This window comes from Pristimantibacillus sp. Z349TD_6 (assembly GCF_056173205.1).
The window spans coordinates 2,516,980-2,543,959 of sequence record NZ_CM149662.1; the positions used below are offsets into that span (position 1 = coordinate 2,516,980).

Below are 26,980 nucleotides of genomic sequence, written 5' to 3' on the forward strand. Positions count from 1 at the left end.
ATAGAGGGGGCGGGCAAACTTGCATATTCGAGATCTGACGTTAAAACATGTTAAAGAGATGCTAGAGTCGACTGAAAATACTTCCTATCAATTGTTCTCTGAGGCAACCAAGGACAATTGGAAGAGGTCCATGCATTGTTCGGTATTTGGCTTAAACGAATTGTGGGGGCAAATAGAAAGCAACAGCCGCGAATATTTGGAGCGGCCGCTGGAAGCCGAGCGATTCTCGCAATTTCAGCTTTTTGGCTCAACCGGAGATCGTAAGACATTCGAGAAGTCGTTCCTTGATTGCAGAAGAAGAATGAGTCACCTGGCGCTTATGTGTATGATAGACGATAATCCCGTCTGGGTACAAGCGCTTGAGGATACGCTGTGGGCGATATGCGGTGAATATACGTGGGTAATGCCGGCGCATATCGGGCTTAACCACAAGGAATATCCTAATGGCATATGGGATCAACCGAATCCACCGAAGCAATCTGTGGACTTGACGGCTGCATCCCTGGCGCTGGATTTGGCTGAGATCACGTCACTGCTGAAGGATAAGCTTCATCCTTGGATTGTGGATAGAGTTCGGAACGAGATCGACAGGCGGGTATTGCAGGTGTTCTTTGCAGATGCCTCGCCTCAGAATTGGGAGATGAAAAACAATAACTGGCCATCGGTATGCGCTTCGACGATTGCTTCGGCTGCGATCTATTTCGTTTCCGATTCGAGATTGCTTGCCGGCATGCTGTGGAGATGCTTGCAAACACTTCGCAGCTATATCGATGGTTTTGACGAACAAGGAGCGACACCGGAAGGCATCGCCTATTTTCAATATGGATTTTCCAAGTTTATGACCTTCTCCGAGCTGCTGCGCGAGCGAACGGGAGGCAAATTGGATCTATTGAAGCATGAGCGAATACGAAGCATAGCACAGTTTCCTTCGGCCTGTATATTGTCGAATGGAAAAACATTCAATTTCTCGGATTGTGCGGAAGACATAGCGCTCTTCCCAGGTTACTTTAAACGGTTATCGTCGAGATATCCGGAAGCCAATGTTCCGCAAGAGGCGCTGTCATTTAAAGGTTTGGATTTTGCTTATTGGTCGACATGCAGCAGGTGTATGTTGTGGTCCATGACGGATGAGAATAAGGCTGTGCAAGCTTTGCCGGAAAATGATGTAATCTTTAGCCGTTACTACGCTGATCATCAATGGGTTGTTTCGAAACGGGAGATTAACGGAAAACTCATGGCTTTCGCGGCGAAAGGCGGTCATAACGAGGAACCGCACAATCATAATGATCTCGGACATTTCATCATTCATTGCGAGGGAGAGAACCGGTTGTGCGATATCGGATTGGCAGAGTATACCCGTCAATATTTTCAGCCGGAGCTGCGTTACGACTTTATGAATGCCGGCTCGCAGGGACACTCGGTTCCTCTATTGAATGGCCGGGCGCAAGACTGGGGCAGAGACCGGAAGGCCAGCGCGGTTCAGTATGAAGAACGTCCTGATGGTTTGTGTTACACGATGAATCTGGAGCAAGCCTATGAGATCGAGCAGCTCGACAGGTTCAAACGTTCGTTTCATTGGGAGACGGGTGCGAGCGGATATGCCAAATTGCTGTTGACGGATGAATTCCAGTGGAAGGAGCCTCCTCAGTCCATTGTGGAAGTGTTTATATGCAATTGTAAACCGAAGCTGGTTAGTGAAGGAGAAGTAGACTTAAATGGCGTTATCTTGCACTATGACGCTTCGTTATATCAGTACGCTATGGACCAGATCGATGTTGTCCAACCGAATAGCTCCGTTCGAACCGCCTATCGCATATTGCTCTCATTAACCCGTCCTTCAAAGCAAGTTCGAGCGGAATTCCAATTTCTATGCGGCAGTGGGGAGGGTCATAATTGATTACAGTATCGGATGTAAAGTTTCTGGATACGCATGTTCATTTGTGGGATGTATCGCGCGGCGACTATGGCTGGCTCAAGCCTGCGAACCAGCTGCTATACCGCAATTATTTGCCGGAGGACCTGTCGCCTCATCTGGCGTTGCACGCTGTGGATGGTATTATTGCCGTGCAGGCTGCAGCGAGCATAGAAGAGACGGCGTTTTTATTGAAGCTGGCGGAACGTTACGATTGGATAAGAGGGGTTGTCGGTTATATCGATCTGACGAGTCAAAGTGCGGAGTCGGAATATGATCGTTTGCGCCAGCATCCCAAATTTTCGGGTATACGATATACGATCAAATATTTGCCCGCGGAAGAGCGGGCTTTATCAACGACGTTTATTCAATTGATGACAAAAATGGCTGATGACGGTTTTCCTATAGATCTTTTGATGAGTTCGGGCAATATGGCCTACCTGATCAATATTCTGGAACATATTCCGCATGCAAAGCTTGTTATGAACCATTTGGGAGGACCTGACCTCAAAGCGGAGACAGACATGGATTGGATGCAAGGAATCAGACAGTTGGCAGAATTCGAACATGTGTATTGCAAGCTGTCCGGCATGATCTCGCAAACCGGGAGGGAACATCCGGAGAGATCACGAAACTACGTTAGTCAACTGTTTGAGCAATTCGGCGATAAGCGGTTATTGTTTGGAAGCGACTGGCCCGTTTCCCTATCGGGAGGCAGCTATTCTGAAGTCATCGAATATTTTCATAACGTGCTGCCGAAGGAGTTGAATATGGAGCAGCTCAAGCGGATACGGCAGAGCAACGCGCAAGCCGTATATTCGATTATGTAGCCGCTCAGAATGAGCAAAGGCGTCTTCTCAGGAAGACGCCTTTGCTCATTCTTGCACCTCTTGCATGTCGGAGCATGCTGGCATCGTATACTTCTTTCACTTTGTCAGATTGTAAAAATAGAAGACCAAAGTAAAGAAATGACTATCTAAATAGCGAATTAAGAAGAGAATTGTCGAACGAAAGGAAGTGGACAATGTGACCCCAATATAGAAATAGTTGAGTAGATTACACCGCTTGAAAGCACTTACAATAATAGCGAGCTTACTAAGACATAATCTCAACAGCATGAAGCAGGCTCCTGCAAAAAAAATGAAAAGGACGGAGGTGCAGTAGGAGGTTACATTCATGAAAAGAAGGGAATACGCCGCATATCAAGGAGGGTTATAACATGCTTGGAAAGCTGAGAAATGTCAATATGATGCTGTCTTGCTTGCTGCTGCTGAGTGCATTCGCAGTGGCGGGGCCTGCCGGTGAGACATCAGCGGACGGGTTATCAGGAGTGAGTTTTTATATCGCTCCGAACGGGAACGATGAGCAATCCGGGACAAAAGAAGCACCTTTTGCCACATTGGAGCGCGCACGGGAAGCTGTCCGCTCGATGAAGCACAACGAGGGACTGCCCGATGGCGGGGTAAATGTATACCTACGTGGCGGGATCTATCCGATGTCCAGCACCTTTACACTGGATGAGGAAGACTCAGGCACTGCTTCCTCTCCCATTGTCTACCGTTCCTATGAAGACGAGAAGGTAGATCTAGTGGGAGGAGAATATCTGGCTGCTTAATCCTTCGAGCCGGTAACAGAGCAAAGCATATTGAACCGCCTGCCGGAACAGGCAAGAGATAAGGTGCTCCAATTCGATCTTGGAGATAAGGGAATTCTCGATTATGGCAAGCTGCCCTTTTACGGTCATAGTGTCGGAAGCCTGCCTTGGCTAGAGCAGCGGCCGACGGGAATAGAGCTTTTCATTAACGATGAGGCGATGACATTATCGAGATGGCCAAACACAGGTTATACGAAGATTGAGGAAGTTGTAGATATTGGGGAAATCCCGAGATGGTGGCAGGACGATATAATCGGCCGTCCCGAGTATGTCCCGCCAGAGCAGCGCAATCCGGATCATGGGTTCACATTGAAATTGGACTCGGACCGTCTGCACCGTTGGACCGAAGCAGAGGATATGTGGATGTTCGGTCATTGGTTCCATGACTGGTCCGATCAGACGGTCGAGGTAAAGTCCATAGATCCTACGGCGTTAACCATTACTTCGAAGCAACCGAGCGGATACGGCATCAAAAAAGATCAACGATTTTATGTTTACAATTTAATGGAAGAAATCGATATGCCAGGGGAGTGGTACCTGGATCGTGCCAACGGCATTCTGTATTTTTATCCGCCGTCAGAATCGCTTGCGGACAACAAGATCCAGCTGTCGATAGTAAGCGACACGCTCATTCAATTAAATGATGTCTCCTATGTCACCCTGCAAGGCTTGAACATGGAAGCGACACGCGGGTCAGCGATTGAGGTGAACGGAGGTTCGAACAACCTGATTACACAAGCCTCCATTCGTAATACTGGCGCAGTTGCCGCTGTGGTAGACGGGCACAACAACGGGATTACCTCCAGCTATATCGCGAACGTTAATGGAGGAATCGAGCTGCGAGGCGGGGACAAGAAGACATTAACGCCCGGTGGGAATTATGCAGAGGATAACCATATCCACAATTTCTCCCGGATTAAGAAGACCTACAATCCTGCTGTTAGCCTAAGCGGCGTAGGTCAGAGAGTCGCGCATAACGAGATGCATGACGCGCCTCATAACGCCATTATGTTCAATGGGAACGATCATCTCATCGAATACAATGAAATTTACAGCGTGAATCAAGAGTCGGATGATATGTCCGCCATCTACGCGGGTCGGAATACAACCAACAGAGGTCATGTCATTCGATACAACTACATTCATGATTTGCACTCCAGTTCGACCGCTTATGAGGGAACGATGGGGATCTATCTGGATGATTTGCAATCCGGGACAGTCATTACAGGCAATGTATTTGCCAATATGAAGACAGGGATTTTTGTCAATGGCGGCAGAGACAACATCATCGACAACAATATCTTTGCAGAAACGCCTAGATCCGTCTCGATTTCCGACTGGGGATTAAGATTTTTGGATAACTGGGCGCTTCACGGCTACGGCACCTACAGGGATCCGATTACGATGGAGCTGGTTGACTTTGATCATACCCAGCCGCCGTATACAAAGTATCCGCATCTTTCGAATATTTTGGAAGATGAGGCCTACTTGCCTAAATACAATGAAGTCACGAACAATCTCTTCTACAAATCTAGCGATTTTCATTTCCGCGATCGCGGAGTGGGTACAACGATGGCTGATATGAAGAGCTGGAATACGATTAGCGATAACGATGTAACCACAACAGACCCCGGCTTTGTCGATGTGAAACGGGGCAACTATTCGCTAAAGGATGATGCGGTGCTATATGAACGGATGCCTTCGTTCGAAGCCATACCTTTCGATCAAATCGGGACGCATACGATGTTTGTTCCAGACACGGCCGGCGGGGAACCATCCTTGAATACCTTGTTCGAAGATGACTTTGAGAATGGATTATTGAACTGGGATGTGGTCTTTCAGAATCCGCAGATCAGCAATGAGCAGCAACATGATGGATTATCTTCGGTCAAATTTGACGGGGATACGATGCATCTCATCAAAAACTTCACTTCTGAGCAGCAAGGAATTGTTAGGATGTGGATGTACGATGATGCGGCAAACTCGAGCTCAGTTGTAATGGCAATTGCCGATGCCATCGAGAGCACTCGAATGATCGGCGTTCATACGGCTATCTCCGGTTCCCATTACGTATATCGAGTCGGGGGAGAGACGGTGAAGTCCGGCGTTGCACGCAGCACAGGCTGGCATGAGCTCAAATTCGATTACACATCCGGCACGGGAGTCGACATGTATATTGATGATCAACTCATTGCTTCACCTATCGGTGTCAACAGCTTCTTGAGAGTGGCGCTGGCGGATTACTGGGGAGACAAGAGAATATCGAATGCGTACTTCGATACAGTATCCGTTGTCGGCACTGAATCCGTACAGTTGGAAGAGCATCCGGAACGCGAGTCGGTTCAAACGGGGTTAGTGTACGGAATTGAGCTGGCTCAACAACAATTGGACCAAGCTGAAATCGGCAGCAGTCCTGGCCAATATGAGGAAGCGGTTATTGAGGCGTTTGAATCGGAGCTGGGGGCAGCTCTAGCGGTGAAAGAAAATGCGAATGCCAAGCAAGCGGAGATCGACCAAGCGACCTTCCGATTGCAGACAGCCCTGCGAGCCTTTGAACAATCGAAAATAATCTCCCCTGCAGAAGAAACCAAGCTAAGTATGGTTTCATTAAGTGTTATAGCGGGAGATACCTTTACAGTTCCGGTCACGTTGGATGCTGTTGAGGAGCTGGGCAGACTGAAGGCGAAGATTCATTATGATGCGGATTTATTGGAAATGAACGAAATTGTATTTACGGATGTGTTTACACTGGAGGCGCATCATACATCTGTTCCGGGGCAGATCATGTTTGACGGTGTGAATGAAGCAGGCGTAACCTCGGCAAAGCAGATTATCGCCACGATTCAATTTACAGCGAAAGCAGATATTGCGCAAACAGAAATGGTGACCATCCATTTCTCGAATATCGAGGCGAACAAGCGAACGGAGGAAATATACGTTATTGCAGCAGAAGAAAGCGTGATTACCATCGAGCAGTCATTTGAACCAGGCGACATTAATCGTGACGGACAGATTGACGGAATTGATGCGATGAAGCTTTTGAGACATCTGATCCATATAGAGTCGCTCACTTTGGCGCAGGCCAGAGCAGCCGACTATGACGGAGATGGCGAATTGACGGTATCGGATGCGTTGAAGATGCTTCAGAAGAGTGTTGGGTTGTTGGATGATCCAATAAACAATGACGAGGAGGCAACAATGTGAGCCGCTATGTGTGGAATGTATGGAGCAAAGCAATATCTATTGTATTAACAATTGGCATGCTCATTCAAGTTGTCTTTGTCCCGCAGGCCTCGGCCTATGCTTCGCCTTTGTCTGACCGCGAATTTATGGTGGAGCAGACGTGGGATTTTGAGAATGACATGGCTGATTTCCTCACACGAAATGGAAGTCCGACAGAATTGGATTCTGTATATAACCATACCGAAAACGGACAGACCAGCATGAAAATTACGGCAATAGACGGAAAGTACCATATTCAGAAAAGCTTCAATGAACTGCAACGAGAAAAAGCGGTTTCCATTTGGTTCTATGATGAGGATCCTACGGTACAGAACCAGGTGTTCTTCATTGCTGAAAACGGGGATGACAGCAAGCTGCTGGATCAGATCATGGTAGGTCCTATCGCTAACACGGATAAGTATGGTTACCGGGTAAAGGGCGGGGGCGTTGATGAAATAGTCACTTTATTAGATCGATCAGCCGGATGGCATAAGTTCACGATAGATTATTCGCTTTCCGGTCAAGCGACGGTGTCGATCGACGATAACATGGCAACGGCCGGAACGATAACAGGTGTACATGGGACATCATACGGATTCAGCAAGCTCAGAATTCAAGACGCATGGCCGAACAATGAGGACAATCCTGTCACCCAAAGCGCATACTTCGACGATTTGACCCTGTCAAGCGTGAAGGATAGCGAGACCAGTCAGTATATACCAACGAATCCGATTACCAATGATCTGGAGAATTTATTCGGCTGGACACCGGTTCCAGACTTTGAAAGCCATACGAATTATGAGTATTCGATTGACGGGGGGGCGCAGTTCCTGAATGTGACAGCCAACCCGCAGCCTGTGCCCGATGAGGCTCTGGAGCCTGGAGCTGTCCAAGTGAGGCTGAAATCGGATACACCAGAGAGCGGCGAGTATGAGGCGCTGGCCAGTGTTGTTGGCTTTACCCCATCGGATGGATCAGAAACCGTAAAGAAATACGAAACGATGGAGGAACTGTCCGGGCATCACTTACCGATTGGTAAGGCGGAAATAAGCAAAAAAGCTTCACGCAGCGGAACGCAAGCGCTGGCATTAATCCCAACACTTAATTCGGATGGCAAGCCGCGGATCAATGCGATTATGGATTTTGGCGGCAAACAAACAGGGGAATACATCAATATTTGGTATTACGATGCAATGGAAACAGAAGGCGCCATACAGGTTACGGCGTATGACGAATCAACTGATGCTGCAGGGAAAAAAGTGAAAACCGCATTGACCTTTGCGGTGAATATCGGAACGAGTCCTAATAAATACGTGTACCGTACAACCATACCTGGCGTCGCTTCGGATGAGCAACGAGCAACAGAATTGCCCCGATCGCCCGGTTGGCATCGAATGACGTGGGACTACTCTGACGGTGAGAGTGCGAAGCTTTTCATTGACGGAATAGAAGTCAAATCGATTGTTTCGAGCGGTTTCACCCATTTTTCCATTCAAGATGCGTGGTCCCTTGAATCACATATTCGCTATTTTGATGATTTCACCATCACTAACGTTAACACTACGGTAGAAGTGCCTGACGCGCCAACGGCACCTGCGGTGAATGATGAAGAGAACACGTTTGGCTGGACACCCTTGCCCGCCAACCCTGAACCTGGGGACTATGAAATCAGTTATGATTATGGCGACAACTTCGAGCATGCTACTGTCAACCCGCAGCCGGTAGGCGGCAGCAGCTATGAAACCGGTCAGATCATGGTTCGCCTTAAGGCGATTAACGGGCGTCAGGCTGGCACAGTTCTAAGAAGCGACGCAAGCTATACGAGCACAGCAAACGAGTCCCTTACCGCATTGCGACAACAAGTCGAGTTTGCGAAAGCGCTCTTTGAGCACGACTATGAGGCAAATGAATGGACTGTGGTTGAGACAGCGAGAGTTGCAGCAGAGGGTATGAGCGAATCGTCGAGCCAAGAAGAGCTGATGTTGGCGCATCAAAATCTGGAAATGGCATTGGAGGCTTTGGAGCCGGTCATTGAAGATGATGTGCGATACGAGTTCGAGGCGGGGCAAGACGTTGACAATCCCTTCGCAGCGGCCGTAGGCTCGTTGACCAAAGGCGAGGATATCAGTGTGTTCGGCATCGACACCTTCGAGCACTATCTGAATAAGCATGGCGCTGCGCTGCAGCCTGCATTCGTCGATGGGAAGTATAAAGGCGCGGCTGATTATACATTTGCCAAGCCGCTAAGTAATAAGGTTGTCGGCATCGGGACCACCGTAACGGCAGAAACGCAGGCCGATACGGAATATATGCTATATGACGAGAATAACAACTATGTGGGGTTCCGTTCGACAAGAGGGAACCAGACCGACTATGAGTTTGTTTATCGTGTCAACGGCCCAGAAATAGTCGTTCCAACAAAGATGAGACGATTAAACAATAATTTCATCCTTTCCTGGGATATGGTAAACAATCCGGGCAACACGATTTTGTATTTCAACGGCGTGTATATGGGCAAGGCCGAAGGCTTCGATTCATTCAACCGCATACGCATAGAGACGGCCAATGGCACGGATGAGAACGAATACGTAAAATTCGATCGCTTGACCATTACCGAGAAAAACCCGACAACGGGCATTGCCATCAAGGATGAACAAGTGCGGCTTGGTTACTATGACACGTACGACTTAGCCAAACCAGTATTGACATTAACGACGGAGAAAACATATCCGACTACAGATGTGTTTACGTACACGGCGACGGATTCTGATGTTGTAAATGTCACATCTGAAGGCTCGATCGAGGCCATGAATGTAGGAGCTTCCACAGTGACGGTTTCATCTTCGTCCGGCGCAACCGCCTCGATTAACGTAGAGGTTGCGGATATCAAGACTGAACAGATCTTTATTACAGATGCCCCATATATCGACATAGTCGCAATGGGCAAGCCCGGTCAGGACAGCAACAACTCTAGTCCGGTGACAAAAGCTGATGCTATGCAACTCGAGCCAGGGGAATCGAGAGTGCTTAACGCGGTCATTACGCCCAAGAATGCCACAGCGCGTCTGGCGGACTGGTCGACAAGCGATTCGAATGTGGCACATGTGAAGGACGGTCTAGTAACCGGCGTGAACATCGGTACGGCAACGATCTCGATCCGGACGAATGACGGCACAGAGCTGATGGACAGCGTTACTGTCACGGTTGCGGAGCCCGTCGATGATTACGGGGCGGAAATCTTTGTTGCCACGGATGGAGACGACAGCATCGGTGACGGCACGATCGATCATCCGTTTCAATCTCTGGAAAGAGCAAGGGATGAGATCCGAAGCCTGAAATCAGCCGGAGGACTGCCTGCTAAAGGAGTTGCTGTGTACTTGCGGGAGGGTATGTATACCTTCGATAAGACATTCATACTGGAGGCGCAAGACTCCGGTACGGAGGAAAGCCCGATCACATTCAAAGCGTATAGGGATGAAGAGGTGACCTTCCTTGGCGGGGTGGCCATCGATCCTGCGCAAATGAGCAAAGTGACGCCGCAAGACCCGCTTTATGAGCGAATTCCGAATGCAGATAAAGTGTACGCTATTAATTTGGCTCCATACGGCTTAGAGTTCAGGAAAGAGAAAGTCATCGGCTTTCCTAATCTCAAGCAAAAGTACGGCAATGGCTACAACGATTTCGAATTCGAGAAGCCGTACTATCAAGTGTTCTTCAACAATGAACCGATGGTGTTATCCCGTTTCCCGAATACGGATTTCATTAAGACGACTCAAATTATTGAGAAAGGTGAAAATCCAAGGTTCTGGGAATCCGATTTGATTGCTAACGGTCTCGGCAAGCCTTACCAACCCGGTTATGAATACGAGACGTTCTCGTTCACGAGCAAGGATCTGCCAGCAAGCAAATTAGCGACCTGGGGCGATTCAGTGGCCTCCAATGACGGCGGCGCCTGGATGGCAGGATTCTGGGGAGTCGTCTACCGCAGTGAAACCGTTCCGATCGGCTCAATTACGGATAATATCATTAAAGCCGGGTTAAACAGCAATTATGAACCAAAACCTAATATGAAATTTTATGTGTACAACCTAATTGAAGAATTGGATACGGAAGGCGAATGGTTTATCGACTTCTTGCAAGACAAGTCGCAACCCGTCCTTTACTTCTTTCCGCCGGCGAATACCGATATGTCAAGCAGCACCCATAAGCTCACGATTCCGATGTTGGATGATGTGATGGTCCATATCAACGAAGCAGACTATATCACATTCGACGGCATTGATTTTGAAGCGACGAATAACGGTATAGTGAAAATCGAAGGCGGACAGCACAATGTTGTCAAACATGCCAACATCTCGAATACGGCGAATGGTCTGATATCCATTGGCAACAGCGAGGACAGAATAGCCAAGCACAATGGACTCGCGCTAAGCAACGTATTCAGCATTGACGGCGGTGTCTCGCTTGGCGGCGGCGATCCTAATACATTGGAGCGCGGTTACAACTTTGTGGAGAACACCTCCTTCCGTAACTTCAGCTTACTGACAAGAGCGTATAACCCTGCAGTTGGAATCGGAGGGGTTGGAAACCGGGTGACGAACAGTACATTCACCGATGCACCACACAGCGCAATAAACTTTGACGGACCGGAGAGTACGATGGAATTCCTGGAAGTCTATGACGTGTTAAGAGAAACAGGTGACCAAGGTACAATCTACACCGGGCGCGATACCTTGAATCGCGGAGCTGTCATACGTAACAGCTACTTCCATGATATTGGAAACTCAACACATGTCTCGAATTCGGCTATATATTTGGACGATGAGCGAGGCGGCGTCGCTATATTGGACAATGTCATCGACAACACGACCTGGGGCATTAAATTCAGCAGCGGGCGCGATATCGACATTATCGGCAATCAAATGTCCAACCTGCAGGTGGGATTGGTTACGATGCCGGGTCATCTTATTAGTATAGGACCTTGGTATACTCACGGATATCGACTAATCGCCATGCCAAACAACTTGAACGTTATCACGGATGTTCCATGGGATGATCCGAACGGCGCATACGGCAGATTCGAGCATCTGCATTACATTTACCAGGATAATCCGGCGGCAGGGAAATACGTAAAAATTATCGATAATCAGTTCATTAACATGTACAAGGACAGAGATCCCAACGAGACAATCGTAGACTACAATATTTGGTCGAAGTTCTGGAAGATTCAAAGCTATGAAACGCAGAAGGCAACGATCGACGATTGGTTCTTCGACAAGAACAACCAGAGGAGCAATAACAAGGGCGATGACGATCCGAGCCTCAAGACCAAGTATGCCGTAACTGTTGACGCAGCGGGCGGAGAAGGAACGGTAACCGGCAGCGGCGCCGGATTTATCAAAGGCGTGAATCGGAAAGTAACGGCGACTCCAGTTGCTGGCTACACATTTGTTCATTGGACACAAAACGGTCAAGTCGTAAGCGAAAGTCCGATCTACTTCTTCGAGATTAACGCAGATGTGCATCTTGTCGCGCATTTCGAAGAAGGAGAGACAGCAGAACCGATGCCTGCCATTGCTGCGGTGGACAAAATCGTAGCAGCAGGCGAAAGCTTCAGCTTGCCGGTCACGTTGGAGCATGTCGCAGATTTGGGCAGGTTGAAAGCGACCATCCAATACGATGAACAGCTGTTGACGCTCGACGACGTTGTTTTTACAGATGCGTTCACAACGAAGGAGTACAACGACTCCATCCCAGGACGAATCACATTCGATGCCGTTAATGAAGGGGGAATTACATCGGACAGCACAATCTTTGCAACACTGGAGTTTAGAGCGGCAGCCGATATATCCGAGATGTCTGTAGCCATGATCAGCTTTGTCGATATCGAGGCGAACAAGACGACGGAAGAGCCTTACAGCATGACGGCGCAGCCCTATACGATTACGATTGATTTGTTAATCGAACCCGGAGACATCAGCGGCGATGGTAATATCGATGGGCTAGATGCGCTAATGCTTATGAAGCATCTGACGAATATTGCGAAATTAACAGCTCAACAAGAAAAAGCAGCCGATTATGACGGAAATGGCGTGTTGGACATTGCGGATGTACTGAAAATGCTTCAGAAGAGTGTTGGGTTGTTGGATTAACCATTTCGAGGAGGAATCAACATTGTTAAACCCATTTAGAAGAGCTTTAGCCAAGGTGTTATGCGCAGGATTATTGGTTCAGATCGCGATGATTCCTAGTGTATATGCAGATACTCCGGATGCTGTTTCCGAAGAACAAGCTGTCACGGACAGCGTTTATGGCAGTACGCCAACAGCAACAGCCAATCTGTCTGACATGGATGAATTGGCAAGCCAAGTAGCTTTGGCCCAAGGGTTGTATCGGGGAGACTATCAAGTGAATGACGCTTCCTGGTCAATGATGATGACAGCCATCACGAACGGAGAGGCGGCTCTGGAGCATAACGAGGGTGTTGCCGAAGCACTGCAAGCCTTAAACGATGAGCTTGCAAATCTGCAGCCTGAGTTGGATGATTATGTGCACTACTCGTTCAAAGACGGTATTTCTCCCTTTCATATTGCTCACGGCGCGGTAGCTGTTGACGGTTCCAATCAATCGTCTATCGATGTGGAGAATGACGGGAAAAGCTTCAAGGTCAATACAGAGCCTGTGAATGGCGTAAATTCGGCATTTATGAGCTACAGCTTTGCCAAGCCAGTGGACGACAAGAAACTATCGTTCTGGTTCCGGGATCTTAGAAGAGAACGGGACGACTTTACAATCAGAGTAGGCGATGACCAGAATGCTATTGTACTATGGGCCAAAAATAACGGTTCTTCCGATGGCTATTATTTTGTATACGAAATCGTTAATGGCGTACAGCAGCCGGAGAGCGCCACTCAAATTCGAAGATTGGGAGATTGGCATCTTTTAAGCTTTGACTTTGCTTCCCAGGACGGCGCAGCGATGTACATGGATGAGCGCTTGCTGATTCAATCGGATGCGGTCAGCCAATTCGATTCTATTGCTGTTGATTATCAACACACCGCGAAAGCTTCCAGCTTCGTAATCGATGAATTTGTTATCCAACAGGAAAATCCGGTTACTCAGCTGACGCTTCCAGATGAGTCCGCAACATTGGGGTATTACGATACGTACGAAATCAGCCCTGCGAAACTGAGCTATGTTGCGCAAAATCCGGCATACCCGACGACGGACCGCTTCAGCTATGCTGTAAGTGACAGTGATATTCTTCATGTATCGGCTGGCGGATCTGTGCAAGGGGGAGCGAATCTTGGCGTTGCCAGTGCGACGGTAACGGCAAGCAGCGGCGCCAGCGCATCGGTTCAAATCGAACATCAAGATATTCAGGCAACAAGCATTGCCATCAGTGACAGCGCCATTACCGATGAGCCGAATATCGTAGACACCATCACGATTCAGACGGGAGATATTCAAGTGCTCAACGCGATAATGACAAAAGGCGCAACAGACCGGCTGGCTGTCTGGGAATCAAGCGACGAGAGCGTCGTGATTGTTCAAGATGGTCTGGTTGTGGCGAACCAAGCAGGAACGGCAACGATTACGGCCTCAACAAAGGATGGTCAATACTCGGCAGCCGTTCAGGTGAACGTGACAGGCAAAGGAAGCCATGTGTACGGGAAGGAGATATTCGTGTCGGCATCGGGTGACGATGCGAACGGCGACGGGAGCATGGATCAGCCTTATGCGACGCTGGAGAAAGCCAGAGATGTCATTCGGGAGTCCGATCTGCCGGACGGCGGTGTCGTTGTTTATTTCCGAGAAGGGGTCTATACCCGGAGCAACGGGATTGTGTTTGACGAACGGGATTCCGGCACAGCAGATCAACCGATTGTATACCGAGCCTATGCAGATGAGAAGGTTGTGTTTAGAGGAAGCATTACCATTCCTTCGGAAGCCTTCATGAAAGTGGATGAGGAGGCGCTGTTAGCGGATGAGCTGCAGACAGCTGTTCAGGATCAGGTTTACATCGTTGATTTGCAGCCCTACGGCATTAATCAAGCGAAGAAATTGCAGCTGCTGGGACATAGCGCAGGGGTGTTGAGGTCTGTACCGGAATTGAGCGTATATGAAGAGAATGGCGAGAATTATGATGTTCCGTATTACTCTGTCTTGTTCGACAATCAAGATATGGTACTAGCCAAGTATCCGAATACGGGCAAATTGAAAATATCCGCTGTTCCCGATCCGGGAGCCAAGCCGAGATCCTGGAAAGACGATATTCTCGGCAGGCCGGATTACGTCCAACCGGATCACAGATTTCCTTACGATGGATTTGAAATTAAAAGCAGCATGATGGGTGACCGCTATAAAAACTGGATCGGAGTAGACGATATTTGGATGTCGGGATATTGGTTTAACGAATTTTCTGATCAGACGGTTCCAGTCAAGGAAATACGGGAAGACGGAACGATTGAGTCGAGATTGCCAAGCGCTTACGGCGTTGCCAACGGCAAATTGTTCACCGTGTACAACCTGATTCAGGAATTGGATATGCCGGGAGAATGGTATATCGACCAAGACAACTTTGACCTCTACCTGTATCCACCTGCAGATACGGATATGCAAGAGGATCATGCCGTACAAATTCCAATATTGGAGGAGGATATGTTTACCTTCAATAACACGTCCAATATTAGCGTGGAAGGAATCGACATGGAAGTCATGCTAGGGCAGGCCGTTACGATTAACGGTGGACATGACAATGTCATAAAGGATGTCCGTATCAGCGGCACGAGGGGCAAAGCAGGCTCAATCTCGAATTGGAAGACCGAAGATCAAACCGTTCTTGCCAAGCGCAACGGGTTTATGAACAGCACATTTGAGCAAGTCAACGGCGGAGTCTCTATCAGCGCAGGCAATGAAGCGACGCTTGAAAGAGGAGACAATTACGTAATCGGTTCGACGTTTAAGACATTCTCCACTATTAATAGAAGCTATAATCCAGCCGTCAGCCTGTCAGGAGTGGGCAATCGCATTGCGTTTAACGACATTTCCGATGGACCGCATAACGCTATCATGTTTTCGGGCAATGACCATGTAATAGAGTTTAACGAGATTTATGATGTGGTGAAGGAAGCGGGAGATCAATCTGCAATTTATACAGGCAGGAAAGTGCTGGATCGCGGAACGGTCATTCGCAACAACTACTTCCATCATATTGGCAATGAATCGACTTCGGTTGAGAATTCAGCCGTATACCTCGACGATCTTGCAGCGGGAATCCGTATACTTGACAACGTCTTTGAGCATGTCTATTGGGGTGTCTTCATTAATGGCGGGCGCGATAATGATGTCATCGGGAATACGTTCAGCCAGGTGAAGGATGGATTGGCTATAACTAATTGGGGATATACGGGCGTGAATAACTGGAATGTGCATGGTTATAAAACGTATAAACATCCAGATGATATGAGTCTTGTGACAATTGATTGGCATAGCGAAAATAGTCCATACCGCAAATATGCCAACTTGCAAAATCTGCTCGTCGACCAGCCGTATGAAGGGAAATACGGCAAAGCGATTGACAATCAATTTAATCAAGTGCAAAGAGATGATATTCATGTTGTGAACAGAGCGGTCGGCCTGGATGCTGAAAATTGGGTGAAGGGCTGGTATTACATGAAAGGGAATACGGCAACCGGCGAGCTGACCAAATATGATGTATCGTCTCTTGCAAATCCGGTCGAGGCTGGAACGGTCAGCAGCAGTCGAGCCGTGCTTGCCGGGCGGCTTCATAAAGTGATTGCAGATGCGAGGATAGGCTACAAGTTCACCACCTGGACGGATCAACAAGAGGCGGTGAGCGTTTCTCCAACCTATATCTTCAGCGTGCAGAAGGACACGTCGTTAACGGCTAACTTTGCACCGCGGTCGCAATCGGCCCCGCTACTGACAGCAGAGGATATATCCGTAACGGCTGGAGAAACGTTCAGCTTGCCGATCCGCCTGAAGCAGGTTGGGGATTTGGGCAGATTGAAAGCTGTTATCCACTATGACCAAGATGTTCTGACACTGGACCGTGTTGAGATGACAGATGCCTTTACAACAAAAGAATACAATGCAAGCGTTGCCGGTAAAGTCACTTTCGACGCGGTTAATGAAGCAGGCATTACTTCTGAGGATGTCATTATAGCGACACTTGTGTTCACGGCAAAAGCAGACATTACAGAAGCAGCAGCAACACAAATAAGTTTTGCAGACATTGAAGCGAATAAGACGTCGGAAGAGCCGTACGGCTTGACGGCGCAAGAAAGCACGATCATGATTGATTTGCTAATCGTATCCGGCGACATTAGCGGCGACGGTAAAATCGATGGGCTTGATGCGCTTATGCTCATGAAGCATCTAGCCAATGCGGACACGCTGACACCTGGCGAGGCGAGAGCGGCCGACTATGACGGCGACGGTGAATTAACAGCTTCGGATGCCTTGAAGATGTTGATGAAGAGCGTAGGTCTGATCGATTAGCTGTCATAAATAGAAAGAGAGGCGCGCATGATGAGATACTATTTGATTAGTTTTATGCTGTTGCTGCTAGGGGGAAGCTTTACTGCTTCCCCGATTTTCGCCCAACAAAATCCATCTGTTCAAGTTACATCGGCAACTGGATTTGCGGGAGAACAAGCCACGATACAGATCGTGGTCAATCAACCGAAGAATGTAAAGGCAATCGAATTGAAGCTTAGGTACGATCCTGACAAGCTGAGCCTAGCGAATGGGAAGGTAAGCAAAGGGACAGCATTCTCTACGAACTGGTCATACTTGAGCCATGTCGAAGAAGATATCGGAAGAGTCAATATTGTCGCAGTAAGCACAAAAGGATTGACGGACAATCGTCAGGCCGTGCTTGCCATAATGCAATTCCAGATTAAAGACACTGCACAATCAGGCGATACCGATCTTGCCATCGAACATCTTAAAGGCTTCCTTGAGGTATCCGTTCCTGCGGAGATGAGTCAAACAGACGGCACGGTGAAGATTAAAGCGAAGACAAATCCGGGTGCAGGCAATCCTCCAGTTGAGGTAGAACCGGGTATTGTATTGGAAGATACTACGGTGACGTTGACGCAAGATGCTGTCGTAACGAACGGTACGGCAAGCACAGTATTGTCGAAGGATGCAGCAAAAAAACTGATTGATGTATTAAAAGAAGGTATAGAAGCATCAAATGGGAAAGGCGGCAAACCGGTTATCGAAATCAAAATAACGGTTAAGCCGGGCGATGCTGTAACGAAAACACATGTAACCATGCCGAAAGACGCAGTACAAGAAATGGCCCAAATAAAGGATATTCAAGTGAGCTTCGATACACCATTAGCGCAGGTCGTATTTGACAGGAAAGCGCTGGAGGCGATAGCGGATCAAGCAACGAGCGAGGTTACACTTGTTGTTGAGCAGCCCAATCTGGACACGGTGCTCGAACTAATGTCGCCTGGGCAGCAGAAAAAGGTCAAAGACATGCTTGAAGGCCGGCCGTTGTATTCGTTCAGCCTGTTATCCGGCACAGAAAGCATAACCGATTTTCAAGGGGGAAAAGCAACGATAACCGTGCCCTATACGTTAAAGCCTGATGAGAAGCCGAGCCATATTGTTGTTTATTATGTCGATCATAACGGCAGCTTGCAGGTCGAACAAGGCGAATATGATGCGGACACAAAAAGTGTAACGATGAGGCTGAAGCATTTCTCCACTTATGCGGTTGGTTACAACGAGGCCTCATTTGTTGATGTTAAGGAATCAGATTGGTATTACGATGCAGTATCCTTTATTTCAGCGCGTAACATGACAGGCGGAGTGGGTGATAACCGGTTTGCGCCGGACATGATTGTCACTCGAGGTCAATTCATCAAGATGCTGTCTGATGCATATCGCATTGCGCCGCGAACAGTCGGCGATAATTTTGAAGATGCTGGCGATACTTGGTATTCGGGTTATCTTGCAGCAGCAAAGCAGTTGAAGCTCGCCAACGGCGTAGGCAATAACAAATTTGCACCCGAACAAGAAATTACTCGTCAAGAGATGTTTACTCTCTTATATAACGCCTTGCAGGCTTTGGATGAATGGCCTGCAGGTCAAGGGAAATCGGTAACGGCATTCTACGACTATCGTGAAATTGCTCCATGGGCGATGGAAGCTATAGGATACATGACAGAGAACGGGATCATCTCCGGCAATGCCGGGAGGATTAATCCAACCCAAACGGCCACTAGAGCGGAAATGGTTCAATTGTTCTATAACTTGCTTAGCAGATAGTCACAGCTTGCCGAAGCTCCCATCTATTGCCGGATGGGAGCTGTTTGGCGAGACATCTGTTCACTTGGCAACAAGTGCAACAAGTAAATAAAGTACCCCTAAAATCAATATTCTATCGGAGATAACGCAGGTTATTCACGCTATCATTAAAGGGAAGCAACAGAAATGAGAGGAGCGAACAAGAGATGAAGGCTGCCTATTATAGCGGAGAGAAAATCATTCGAATCGGGGGAGCAGAACGGATAGAACCTGGACATTCAGAAGTGGAAATCAAGGTGGCCTATGCTGGGATATGTGGTACAGACTTGCACATCTATCATGGACATATGGATCACCGTGTCAAGTTTCCCCATATTATGGGTCATGAAATGTCCGGAACGGTAAGCAGAATCGGTGAAGGTGTAGCCGGTGTAGAGGTTGGTGATCATGTATCGGTAATGCCCCTTCATCCATGCGGCGAGTGTCCTGCTTGCCGAGCGGGGCATCGTCATATCTGTCATCACTTAAAGTTTCTCGGCATTGAAACGCCAGGGGCCTTCCAACCCTATTGGACGGTTCCTGCCCATACCTTGCATAAACTTCCAACATCTCTGTCTCTCAAGCATGGAGCGTTAATTGAACCTCTTGCTGTTGCATGTCACGATGTGCGTCTCGGTCAGGTTCAAGCGGGTGAATACGTTGTCGTCTTGGGGGGAGGCCCAATCGGAACGTTGATCTCACTGGTCGCCAGGGATGCAGGAGCACGAGTGCTAGTGTCGGAGATTAATGCTTATCGTATTCAATTATTGAATGAACTGGGAATCTCTACTTGCAATCCGAAGGAAGAGGACCTGTTGCAGCGTGTGCAAGAGGATACGGGAGGTACAGGCGCAGATGCGGTGTTCGAGGTTACCTCGTCGTTCGCTGGAGCAGAGATCATGACCCAACTGCCTCGCACGCGGGGAAGAATTGTCATTGTCGGCATCTATAACAAGCCGGCGCCCGTTGATCTATTTCGCTTTTTCTGGAGGGAGCTCCGGCTTGTCGGCGCAAGGGTATACGAACAAGAGGATTTCATTCAAGCGATCTCTCTGGCGGATTCTGGAAAGCTGCCGATCGATAAGCTTATTACAAAGGTATACCCGCTAGAGGAGCTGGAGCATGGGTTCAAGGAGATGGAGGGCGGCGGAAGCGCTATGAAAATAGTATTGAATTGCTCCAGCTAGCTATCTGATTTCGACACACCCCTAATAATGGATGAAAGGGAGATAGGGCATGAAACAGACAAGGAAACCGAATATTCTATTGATAACAACCGATCAGCAAAGGGCGGATCACATAGGCGTCAAAGGGTTGAGGGCAATCAAGACGCCCCATCTAGATCGGCTGGCTGCAGAGGGTGCACATTTTGATCGAGCCTACTGTCCTTCTCCAATTTGCACGCCTACACGCATGTCCTTGCTAACAGGACGATGGCCTTCCAGCCATGGAGCCTATTCCATCGGCGTGACGGTCGATCCGATCCCACGCCCTACGTTGCCCGAATTGCTTCAAGGGAGCGGCTATGCTACCGCTGTCATAGGCAAAACTCACTTCGTTAGACGTCAGGACGAAGCAGAGCAGCTCACTGGCGCGAGGCAAGAGGATCCCGATTTCTATCGAACGTTCGACGGGCCTGCACTGGGCTTCGATTGGATTCGAACGTGCATCGGACACACGATCAACTGCGTGCCTGATATGCATTACAGGCTGTTTTTGGAGGAGCAATGCGGAGAATCGTATAAGCAATGGTTTCCCAAGATGGGCGGCACCACCTACAACCATCATCGTACGGGTATATGGGAGATTCCCGAAGAGCTTCAGAATACGGCATGGGTGGCGAAGGAGACGGAGGAATGGTTACAACGGCAGTCGGATGACAAACCTTGGTTCTGCTGGACTAGCTTTGAAGACCCGCATGAGCCATTTGTATGCCCGGAGCCTTGGTATTCGGCAGTCGATACGGACCAGATGACGTTGTTTGAGGGCAAGCGAGAGGGGGAATTCGACCGGAAGCCGAAAATCTACGAACAGATTTATCGTAACGAGCTGGAGGGCATTGATGACGGCCATGGCGTTCCATGTGTGAAAAGCAATGTCCAGCAGGGGTGGCAAGCAGCGGAAGCGATGCAAGCCACGCTGGGGATGATCGCGAATATCGATGACAAGGTCGGACGCATTCTGCGAGCTCTGGAGCAATCGGGGCAGCTTGACCGCACGATCGTAATCTTTACTTCCGATCATGGCGAGATGCATGGCCATCATGGCTTCTGGGGCAAAGGAATGACCGCATATGAGGACTGTCAGCGCGTTCCGCTTCTGATCTGGGGACCATCTTATGTGGATCGAATCGGGACCACTCAGGCTATTGCCAACCTTGCTGATCTGCCTGCAACGATCTTGGCCATGGCAGGCGTGTCTCCCGCTGTTGGCATGCAAGGAATCGATTTGTCTCCGATCTTGCAAGGAGAAGCGGAATCCGTTCAGGATGCCACGATCGTGGAATGCCAGGCTACCGAAAAGATCTACCAAATAACATATGTAACCGTCGACTATAAGCTTGTCCTCTATCGTGACAGCGACGAGGGCGAACTCTACCATATAAAGAATGATCCCGATCAATACGATAACTTGTGGGATTGCGAAGGGAACCAATTGATGAAAATGAAGCTGTTGCAGCAATTGACACAAAAGCTTTTGCAGCGGGAAGGCCGTGTGTCGACCAGGCAATCGTTCGCTTGATCCAGTCTATAGGGGATGAAATGGAGGCGATAACCATGACCATAAAGCCGAATGTTGTTTTTTTCTTTACGGATGATCAGCGATTCGATACGATACATGCGCTAGGAAACCAGCAAATCCGGACACCTAATCTTGATCGTCTCGTTTCGCGGGGCACGGCATTCACGCAAGCACACATTCCAGGGGGAACGATAGGAGCGGTCTGTATGCCTAGCCGAGCTATGCTGCATACGGGAAGATCTTTGTTCCATATACAAGAGCACGGCAGAAGTATCCCCGAGGAACATGTGTTGATGGGAGAAGCGTTTGCAAAAGCCGGATATGCCACTTGCGGCATAGGAAAGTGGCATAATGGAACGCAGTCCTTTCAACGAAGCTTTGGCGATGGCGCTGAAATCTTCTTTGGCGGCATGGAGGATCATTGGAATGTGCCATCATTCGACTACCATCCCGATGGTGCATACGATTCAATGCTGCCGATCATTAGAGATCGGATGCATTCGAATGATGTGGAATATCGTAAAGGCGACCGCGTTCGCGCAGGTTATCATTCTACTGACTTGTTCACTGAAGCGGCAGTGAAATGGATTCGAAGTACTGGCAAAAATAAAGCTTACTTATTATATATCTCTTACATGGCACCTCATGATCCTCGCAGCATGCCACAAGAATTTATGGACTTGTACGACCCGATCACAATAACCTTACCGGACAATTTTGCTTCTGAACATGCTTTTGATTACGGTGTACGCAACGTTAGAGATGAACGGTTAGCGAGCTATCCGAGAACGGAAGAAGAGATTCGCACGCATCTGGCGGAATACTACGCAATGATTTCTCATTTGGATCAGCGAATTGGCGAAGTGATAAAAGCTCTTGAAGAAACGGGTCAATATGATCATACGATATTTGTTTTTGCAGGCGATAACGGGCTTGCACTCGGTCAACACGGGTTGATGGGTAAGCAAAGCTGCTATGAGCATAGTGTCCGTGTTCCGCTCCTATTCTCGGGGCCTGATATTCCGAGTGGCGTACGCCGAGACAACTTTGCTTACCTATATGATATATTCCCGACACTATGCGAGCTGACGGGTATTCCGATTCCAGCGACTGTAGAAGGTGTAAGTTTGGCTCCATTCATGTCCAAAAAGGGGGAGCAGCCGCATCGTGAGCATGTGTTCTTTGCTTATGCTGATCTGGTAAGAGCTGTAAAAAATAAAGAGTACAAGCTAATCATGTACCGGGAAGTTACACAATTATTCCGATTGACTGACGATCCGCATGAGCAGATTAATCTGTATGGTTGCAAAGAGTACGAAGGTGTTGTCAGCGAGCTTGTACACATATTAAAGCGGCATAGCGAAAGTTCAGGAGATGTCGAGCATCCAACCGGCAGAGAATTCTGGCGGCATCGATCTAACGCGCAGTGATTGTATATTGGTGAATAATACGACACTGCTAATCTTTGCGTTGATCCCGATTTCTGTGGATGTTCGTATCATCGCTTAAGACAGAGAAGGATATTAACTCATTTCCTCCAAAGTGGTTACCAAAACGATCCCGCTGTCGATTCAAGTGACGATTGACTATACGGGCGTAGATGAGAGTGATCCGGAATTAGGCGGCTTCGGAACAAGGAGGCAGATTAGCGAAATGTTGGGTAAGGTTGCGATCGTAACCGCCGCCAATGATAGATTTATATATAAAATTATGTTTGACATAACAAATCGAGGGGGTATAATTGAAGTAATTGAACGCAAAGGGGAATGCGGGATGCGGGTAACAAACGTTCAGGTGCATGTCATGAAGTCGCTGCTGGAGGAACCTTTTTATTTCTCTCAAGGATGGGTGAAGCAGCGTTCGTCGGTGTTGGTGGAGATCGAGACGGACGCTGGGATTACAGGGTGGGGAGAGTGCCTGTGTCACGGGCTGCAGCCGCCGGAGATTGCCGCTGCCTTTATCAAACACGCTTTTACACCTCTTATAATCGGAAGAGATCCTCATGACACGGATGTGCTGTGGGAAGAAATGTACAATCTGTCGCGTCCTTACGGTCAAGGCGGCGCGGCGGTTAATGCTATTAGCGGTATTGATATTGCCTTGTGGGATATTAAGGGCAAGAGCTGCGGCCTTCCAGTGAGCAAGCTGCTCGGAGGCACTTTCCGCAAGCAGATTATGCCGTATGCGACCGGATTCTACCGGACGGCGAAAGGCAGCTATCCCTCGGATGGCGTAGCAGAGGCGTTGCAGCATAAGGCGAATGGTCTTCGCGCCATGAAGCTTAAGATCGGCTTCGGCATTGATGAGGATCTGGCCTTGATCACCTCCGTCCGGGAAGCGGTGGGACCGGAAATTCGGCTCATGGCGGATGCCAATGGCGCCTATAACACAGGACTGGCAAGAAGGCTATTGCTAGAGTCGGAGTCGTCCAAGCTGTATTTTATGGAAGAACTGCTGGCTCCGGAGGATATAGACGGCTACAAAGCGATTCGTCATGCTACAGGAACATTAATTGCATCCGGTGAGAATCTGTTCGGCAAGATGGGCTACCGTCACTGGATTGCGCAAGGCGCTCTTGACATTGTGCAGCCTGATCTCTGCTCCTCGGGAGGCTTCACGGAATGCAAGAAGATTGCAACGCTCGCGCAAGCCTGGAATACGATGATGGTTCCTCATGTTTGGGGTTCGGGAGTTGGCCTGGCGGCCTCGCTCCAATTCATTGCGTCCCTGGCGCCGACCCCGCTGGGCCTGTTCCCTGAGGAGCCTATGCTGGAATACGATCAATCGTCCCATCCATTCCGTGCGGATCTGATCGGTCATGCCATTACGATGAAGGACGGTATGGTGTCGATTCCGGATGGACCTGGTATTGGTGTGGAGATTAATCGCGACATTATTGACAAATATGCGGTGAAGGCTTAAAGCGAGCATCGATGTGCCGAATAAAGAGGAGATGAAGGGATGTTAACCGTACAGCAGTAGACAGAGACTAGCAAGGGCGTGGCGATACTTCGCAAGCAATGATGTAAAAAGGCAGCGGCCGGGAATGCTCCGTTACGCTGCCTCTTTGGCGTGTGCATAAGTATATTCATCAGAGTCCTCACTTATATATAAAAAGCCAGCCGCCCCCGAATAACAGAGGGCCTGGCCAGCTTTTCACAAGCTGATGCTAGATTAATGGCAGCCAGACCGACATGTCGCTGTGGCTGCGGTTGTTCCAGGCATAGTAAGGAACGAGATTAATCTCGATATCTTCCGTCTGCAAAGGCGAGAACGGCTTGTATAGAGCATCGCTATGATCAGCAGGCGGAAGCTTTACGGCAGTTCCCTTCAGTCTCGTTACACCGCCCAGCAACTCGCTGTCGTACTGTGCCGTAAGCTTGATCTGATGCGGAATACGGATTTGGTCGATGCAAGTGTCTTCCGGAAGATCGACGCTCTCCAGGCAGTATACGAAGGGACCGTACGTAAACGCAACTTGTCCGCGCGCTTCCTCCACCATCGGATTGGCTGCGATCATGCGGACCTGCATCGGCAAGACGAGTTCAATGGCATCGCCCGCTTTCCAGGCCTGACGGGTCTCGTAATAGTTTCCAGCCGTAATGCCTTCAAGCGCTAGCCCGTTCACCTTCACGGAAGCTCCCTCCGCCCAAGTCGGAATGCGCAGGAAGATGGAGGTTTCTTGCTTCAGGCTGCTCTTGACCGTGATGCGGACGGTTTCCTCGGCCGGGAAGCGGGTCTGAACGTCCAACTCCAGCGTTTCTCCCGATTCCAGCACCGTCTTCAGCTCATTGCCGCTGTAGAGGTGGACGTACAATCCGTCAATGGATTGTCCGTAAGCCCACTGATTCAGCTTGGCCACTGTACGCAGCACCTGCGGCGGGCAGCAGTAGCAGGTATGCGTGAACCAGCGCTGCGTCCGGAAATGTTGGGTCTGGAGCGAGGAATGGTTGAACAGCTTGCCGCCGCGGGTTTCCAGCGGGTTGGTGTAGCAGAAATGCTGGCCGTCAAGGGACATGGAGCCCAACAGATTGTTGTAGACGACTTTTTCAAAAACATCCATATATTTAGGGTTCTGGGTCAGGTCAAACATCCGCATGGACCACATGGCATTCCCGATGTTTGCGCATGTTTCGGTATAAGCGGAACGATTCGGTAGATGATAGTCGGTGCCAAAGGCTTCCCAGATTTTGTCGCCGTTCGGAGAGAGACCGTTGTAAATGGAACCGATTCCTCCGGTAATGTACATCTTCTTAAGGTACATATTGTCCCATATTTTCTCCAGCGCGTTAATAATGGAATTCTCTTGGGTGTGGGCGTACACATCCGCAGCACCAGCATACAGATACACAGCGGTAACCGCATGGCCGGTGGCCTCGATCTCCTCACGAAGCGGTGTGCGGTCCTGGTTCTGGTCCTCGCCGCCGTAGCCTGCTCCTCTCATGGTCATAAAAATATCTGCCAGCTTCAAGTGCTGCTCATTGTCTGTTATACGGTATAGTTCCACAAGGCCCATAATGTTGGATGGGTTCCAGCCATAGTGGATCAGGTGCTTCGGACAAGGGTTGAAGGTATGGTTCAGATAGTCCGCCGCTTTGATAGCAACGTTGAGGAAATTGTCCTTGCCGGTCGCTGTATGGTGCACGCACGCCGCCGTCAGGAGGTGCCCGAAGTTATAATCCTCATGGAAAATCCGTTGTCCCCAGCGCTGCTTGTGGCTGAGGTGCACGTTCGTGCTGATGTAGCCGTCTTCTTCCTGAGCCTTCGCGATAAAGCCGATATACTTGTCCATCTTTTGGTCCAGCTCAGGGTCCTTGGTCAGGCCATATACGTGCGCACACGCTTCCAGAAACTTGTAGCAGTCGCCGTCTGACCAGTCCTCGCCGTAATGCCTGTCGGTTTTCAGACCAGCAGCCACCTCGAAGTTCGGCATATATGCACCGTTCTCCTTTATCTGCAGTGCCTTCTCCATGGAATCAATCATCTCGTTGTGGCAAAGTCCAAAGCGGTCCGCCCAGAATCCAGACGTCCAGCGGGCGGCTGTCATTTGAAGAGGTTTTACTTTACGAATGTCTTGTTTCAAGGGTAGTCCTCCTGTATGAAAATGTGATGTTCTTAAAGCC

Annotated in this window: 12 protein-coding genes; 11 read left to right on the plus strand and 1 reads right to left on the minus strand. The window is 49.0% G+C overall.

Annotation, left to right across the window (positions count from 1 at the left end; all coding sequences use genetic code 11):
* Window positions 1-19: 19 nt before the first annotated feature.
* The 11 genes from AC0VYE_RS10640 to AC0VYE_RS10690 all read left to right on the plus strand — a co-directional run bounded on the left by AC0VYE_RS10640 (window position 20) and on the right by AC0VYE_RS10690 (window position 24,779).
* Window positions 20-1,897 carry a heparinase II/III family protein gene (locus tag AC0VYE_RS10640; RefSeq protein ID WP_475447744.1) on the plus strand — a complete coding sequence of 626 codons (1,878 nt, stop codon included), beginning with the start codon at window positions 20-22 and terminating at the stop codon, window positions 1,895-1,897.
* Window positions 1,894-2,742 carry an amidohydrolase family protein gene (locus tag AC0VYE_RS10645; RefSeq protein WP_475447746.1) on the plus strand — a complete coding sequence of 283 codons (849 nt, stop codon included), beginning with the start codon at window positions 1,894-1,896 and terminating at the stop codon, window positions 2,740-2,742. The genes AC0VYE_RS10640 and AC0VYE_RS10645 overlap by 4 nt, the downstream gene beginning before the upstream one ends.
* A gap of 389 nt (window positions 2,743-3,131) precedes the next feature.
* Window positions 3,132-3,527: a hypothetical protein gene (locus tag AC0VYE_RS10650; RefSeq protein WP_475447748.1), complete on the plus strand. Its 396-nt coding sequence runs from the start codon at window positions 3,132-3,134 to the stop codon at window positions 3,525-3,527.
* Window positions 3,528-3,557: 30 nt separating this feature from the next.
* Window positions 3,558-6,770 carry a right-handed parallel beta-helix repeat-containing protein gene (locus AC0VYE_RS10655; RefSeq protein ID WP_475447749.1) on the plus strand — a complete coding sequence of 1,071 codons (3,213 nt, stop codon included), beginning with the start codon at window positions 3,558-3,560 and terminating at the stop codon, window positions 6,768-6,770.
* Entirely contained in the window at window positions 6,767-12,940 is a 6,174-nt protein-coding gene (locus tag AC0VYE_RS10660; protein ID WP_475447751.1) for an InlB B-repeat-containing protein, read from the plus strand. The genes AC0VYE_RS10655 and AC0VYE_RS10660 overlap by 4 nt, the downstream gene beginning before the upstream one ends.
* A 22-nt stretch (window positions 12,941-12,962) precedes the next feature.
* Window positions 12,963-17,312: a dockerin type I domain-containing protein gene (locus AC0VYE_RS10665; RefSeq protein ID WP_475447753.1), complete on the plus strand. Its 4,350-nt coding sequence runs from the start codon at window positions 12,963-12,965 to the stop codon at window positions 17,310-17,312.
* 27 nt (window positions 17,313-17,339) lie between these two features.
* Window positions 17,340-19,097: an S-layer homology domain-containing protein gene (locus AC0VYE_RS10670; protein WP_475447755.1), complete on the plus strand. Its 1,758-nt coding sequence runs from the start codon at window positions 17,340-17,342 to the stop codon at window positions 19,095-19,097.
* Between the two features lie 185 nt (window positions 19,098-19,282).
* Entirely contained in the window at window positions 19,283-20,302 is a 1,020-nt protein-coding gene (locus tag AC0VYE_RS10675) for a zinc-dependent alcohol dehydrogenase (protein WP_475447756.1), read from the plus strand.
* A gap of 49 nt (window positions 20,303-20,351) precedes the next feature.
* Complete coding sequence (locus AC0VYE_RS10680; RefSeq protein WP_475447758.1) at window positions 20,352-21,857, plus strand: sulfatase family protein; 1,506 nt, start codon at window positions 20,352-20,354, stop codon at window positions 21,855-21,857.
* 35 nt (window positions 21,858-21,892) lie between these two features.
* Window positions 21,893-23,287 (plus strand): sulfatase family protein, encoded by a 1,395-nt coding sequence (locus tag AC0VYE_RS10685; protein ID WP_475447760.1) that lies wholly within the window; start codon window positions 21,893-21,895, stop codon window positions 23,285-23,287.
* Between the two features lie 112 nt (window positions 23,288-23,399).
* Window positions 23,400-24,779, plus strand: a complete 1,380-nt coding sequence (locus AC0VYE_RS10690) for a mandelate racemase/muconate lactonizing enzyme family protein (RefSeq protein WP_475447762.1) — start codon at window positions 23,400-23,402, stop codon at window positions 24,777-24,779.
* Between the two features lie 247 nt (window positions 24,780-25,026).
* On the opposite strand, the gene AC0VYE_RS10695 is transcribed toward AC0VYE_RS10690, so the two are convergent.
* Window positions 25,027-26,940 (minus strand): glycoside hydrolase family 127 protein, encoded by a 1,914-nt coding sequence (locus AC0VYE_RS10695; RefSeq protein ID WP_475447764.1) that lies wholly within the window; start codon window positions 26,938-26,940, stop codon window positions 25,027-25,029.
* Window positions 26,941-26,980 lie beyond the last annotated feature (40 nt).

Bases quoted from the DNA above. Each gene is read 5' to 3' on its own strand.
- AC0VYE_RS10685 (WP_475447760.1), top strand. From the start codon at position 21,893: ATGACCATAAAGCCGAATGTTGTTTTTTTCTTTACGGATGATCAGCGA.
- AC0VYE_RS10675 (WP_475447756.1), top strand. From the start codon at position 19,283: ATGAAGGCTGCCTATTATAGCGGAGAGAAAATCATTCGAATCGGGGGA.
- AC0VYE_RS10670 (WP_475447755.1), top strand. From the start codon at position 17,340: ATGATGAGATACTATTTGATTAGTTTTATGCTGTTGCTGCTAGGGGGA.
- AC0VYE_RS10650 (WP_475447748.1), top strand. From the start codon at position 3,132: ATGCTTGGAAAGCTGAGAAATGTCAATATGATGCTGTCTTGCTTGCTG.
- AC0VYE_RS10680 (WP_475447758.1), top strand. From the start codon at position 20,352: ATGAAACAGACAAGGAAACCGAATATTCTATTGATAACAACCGATCAG.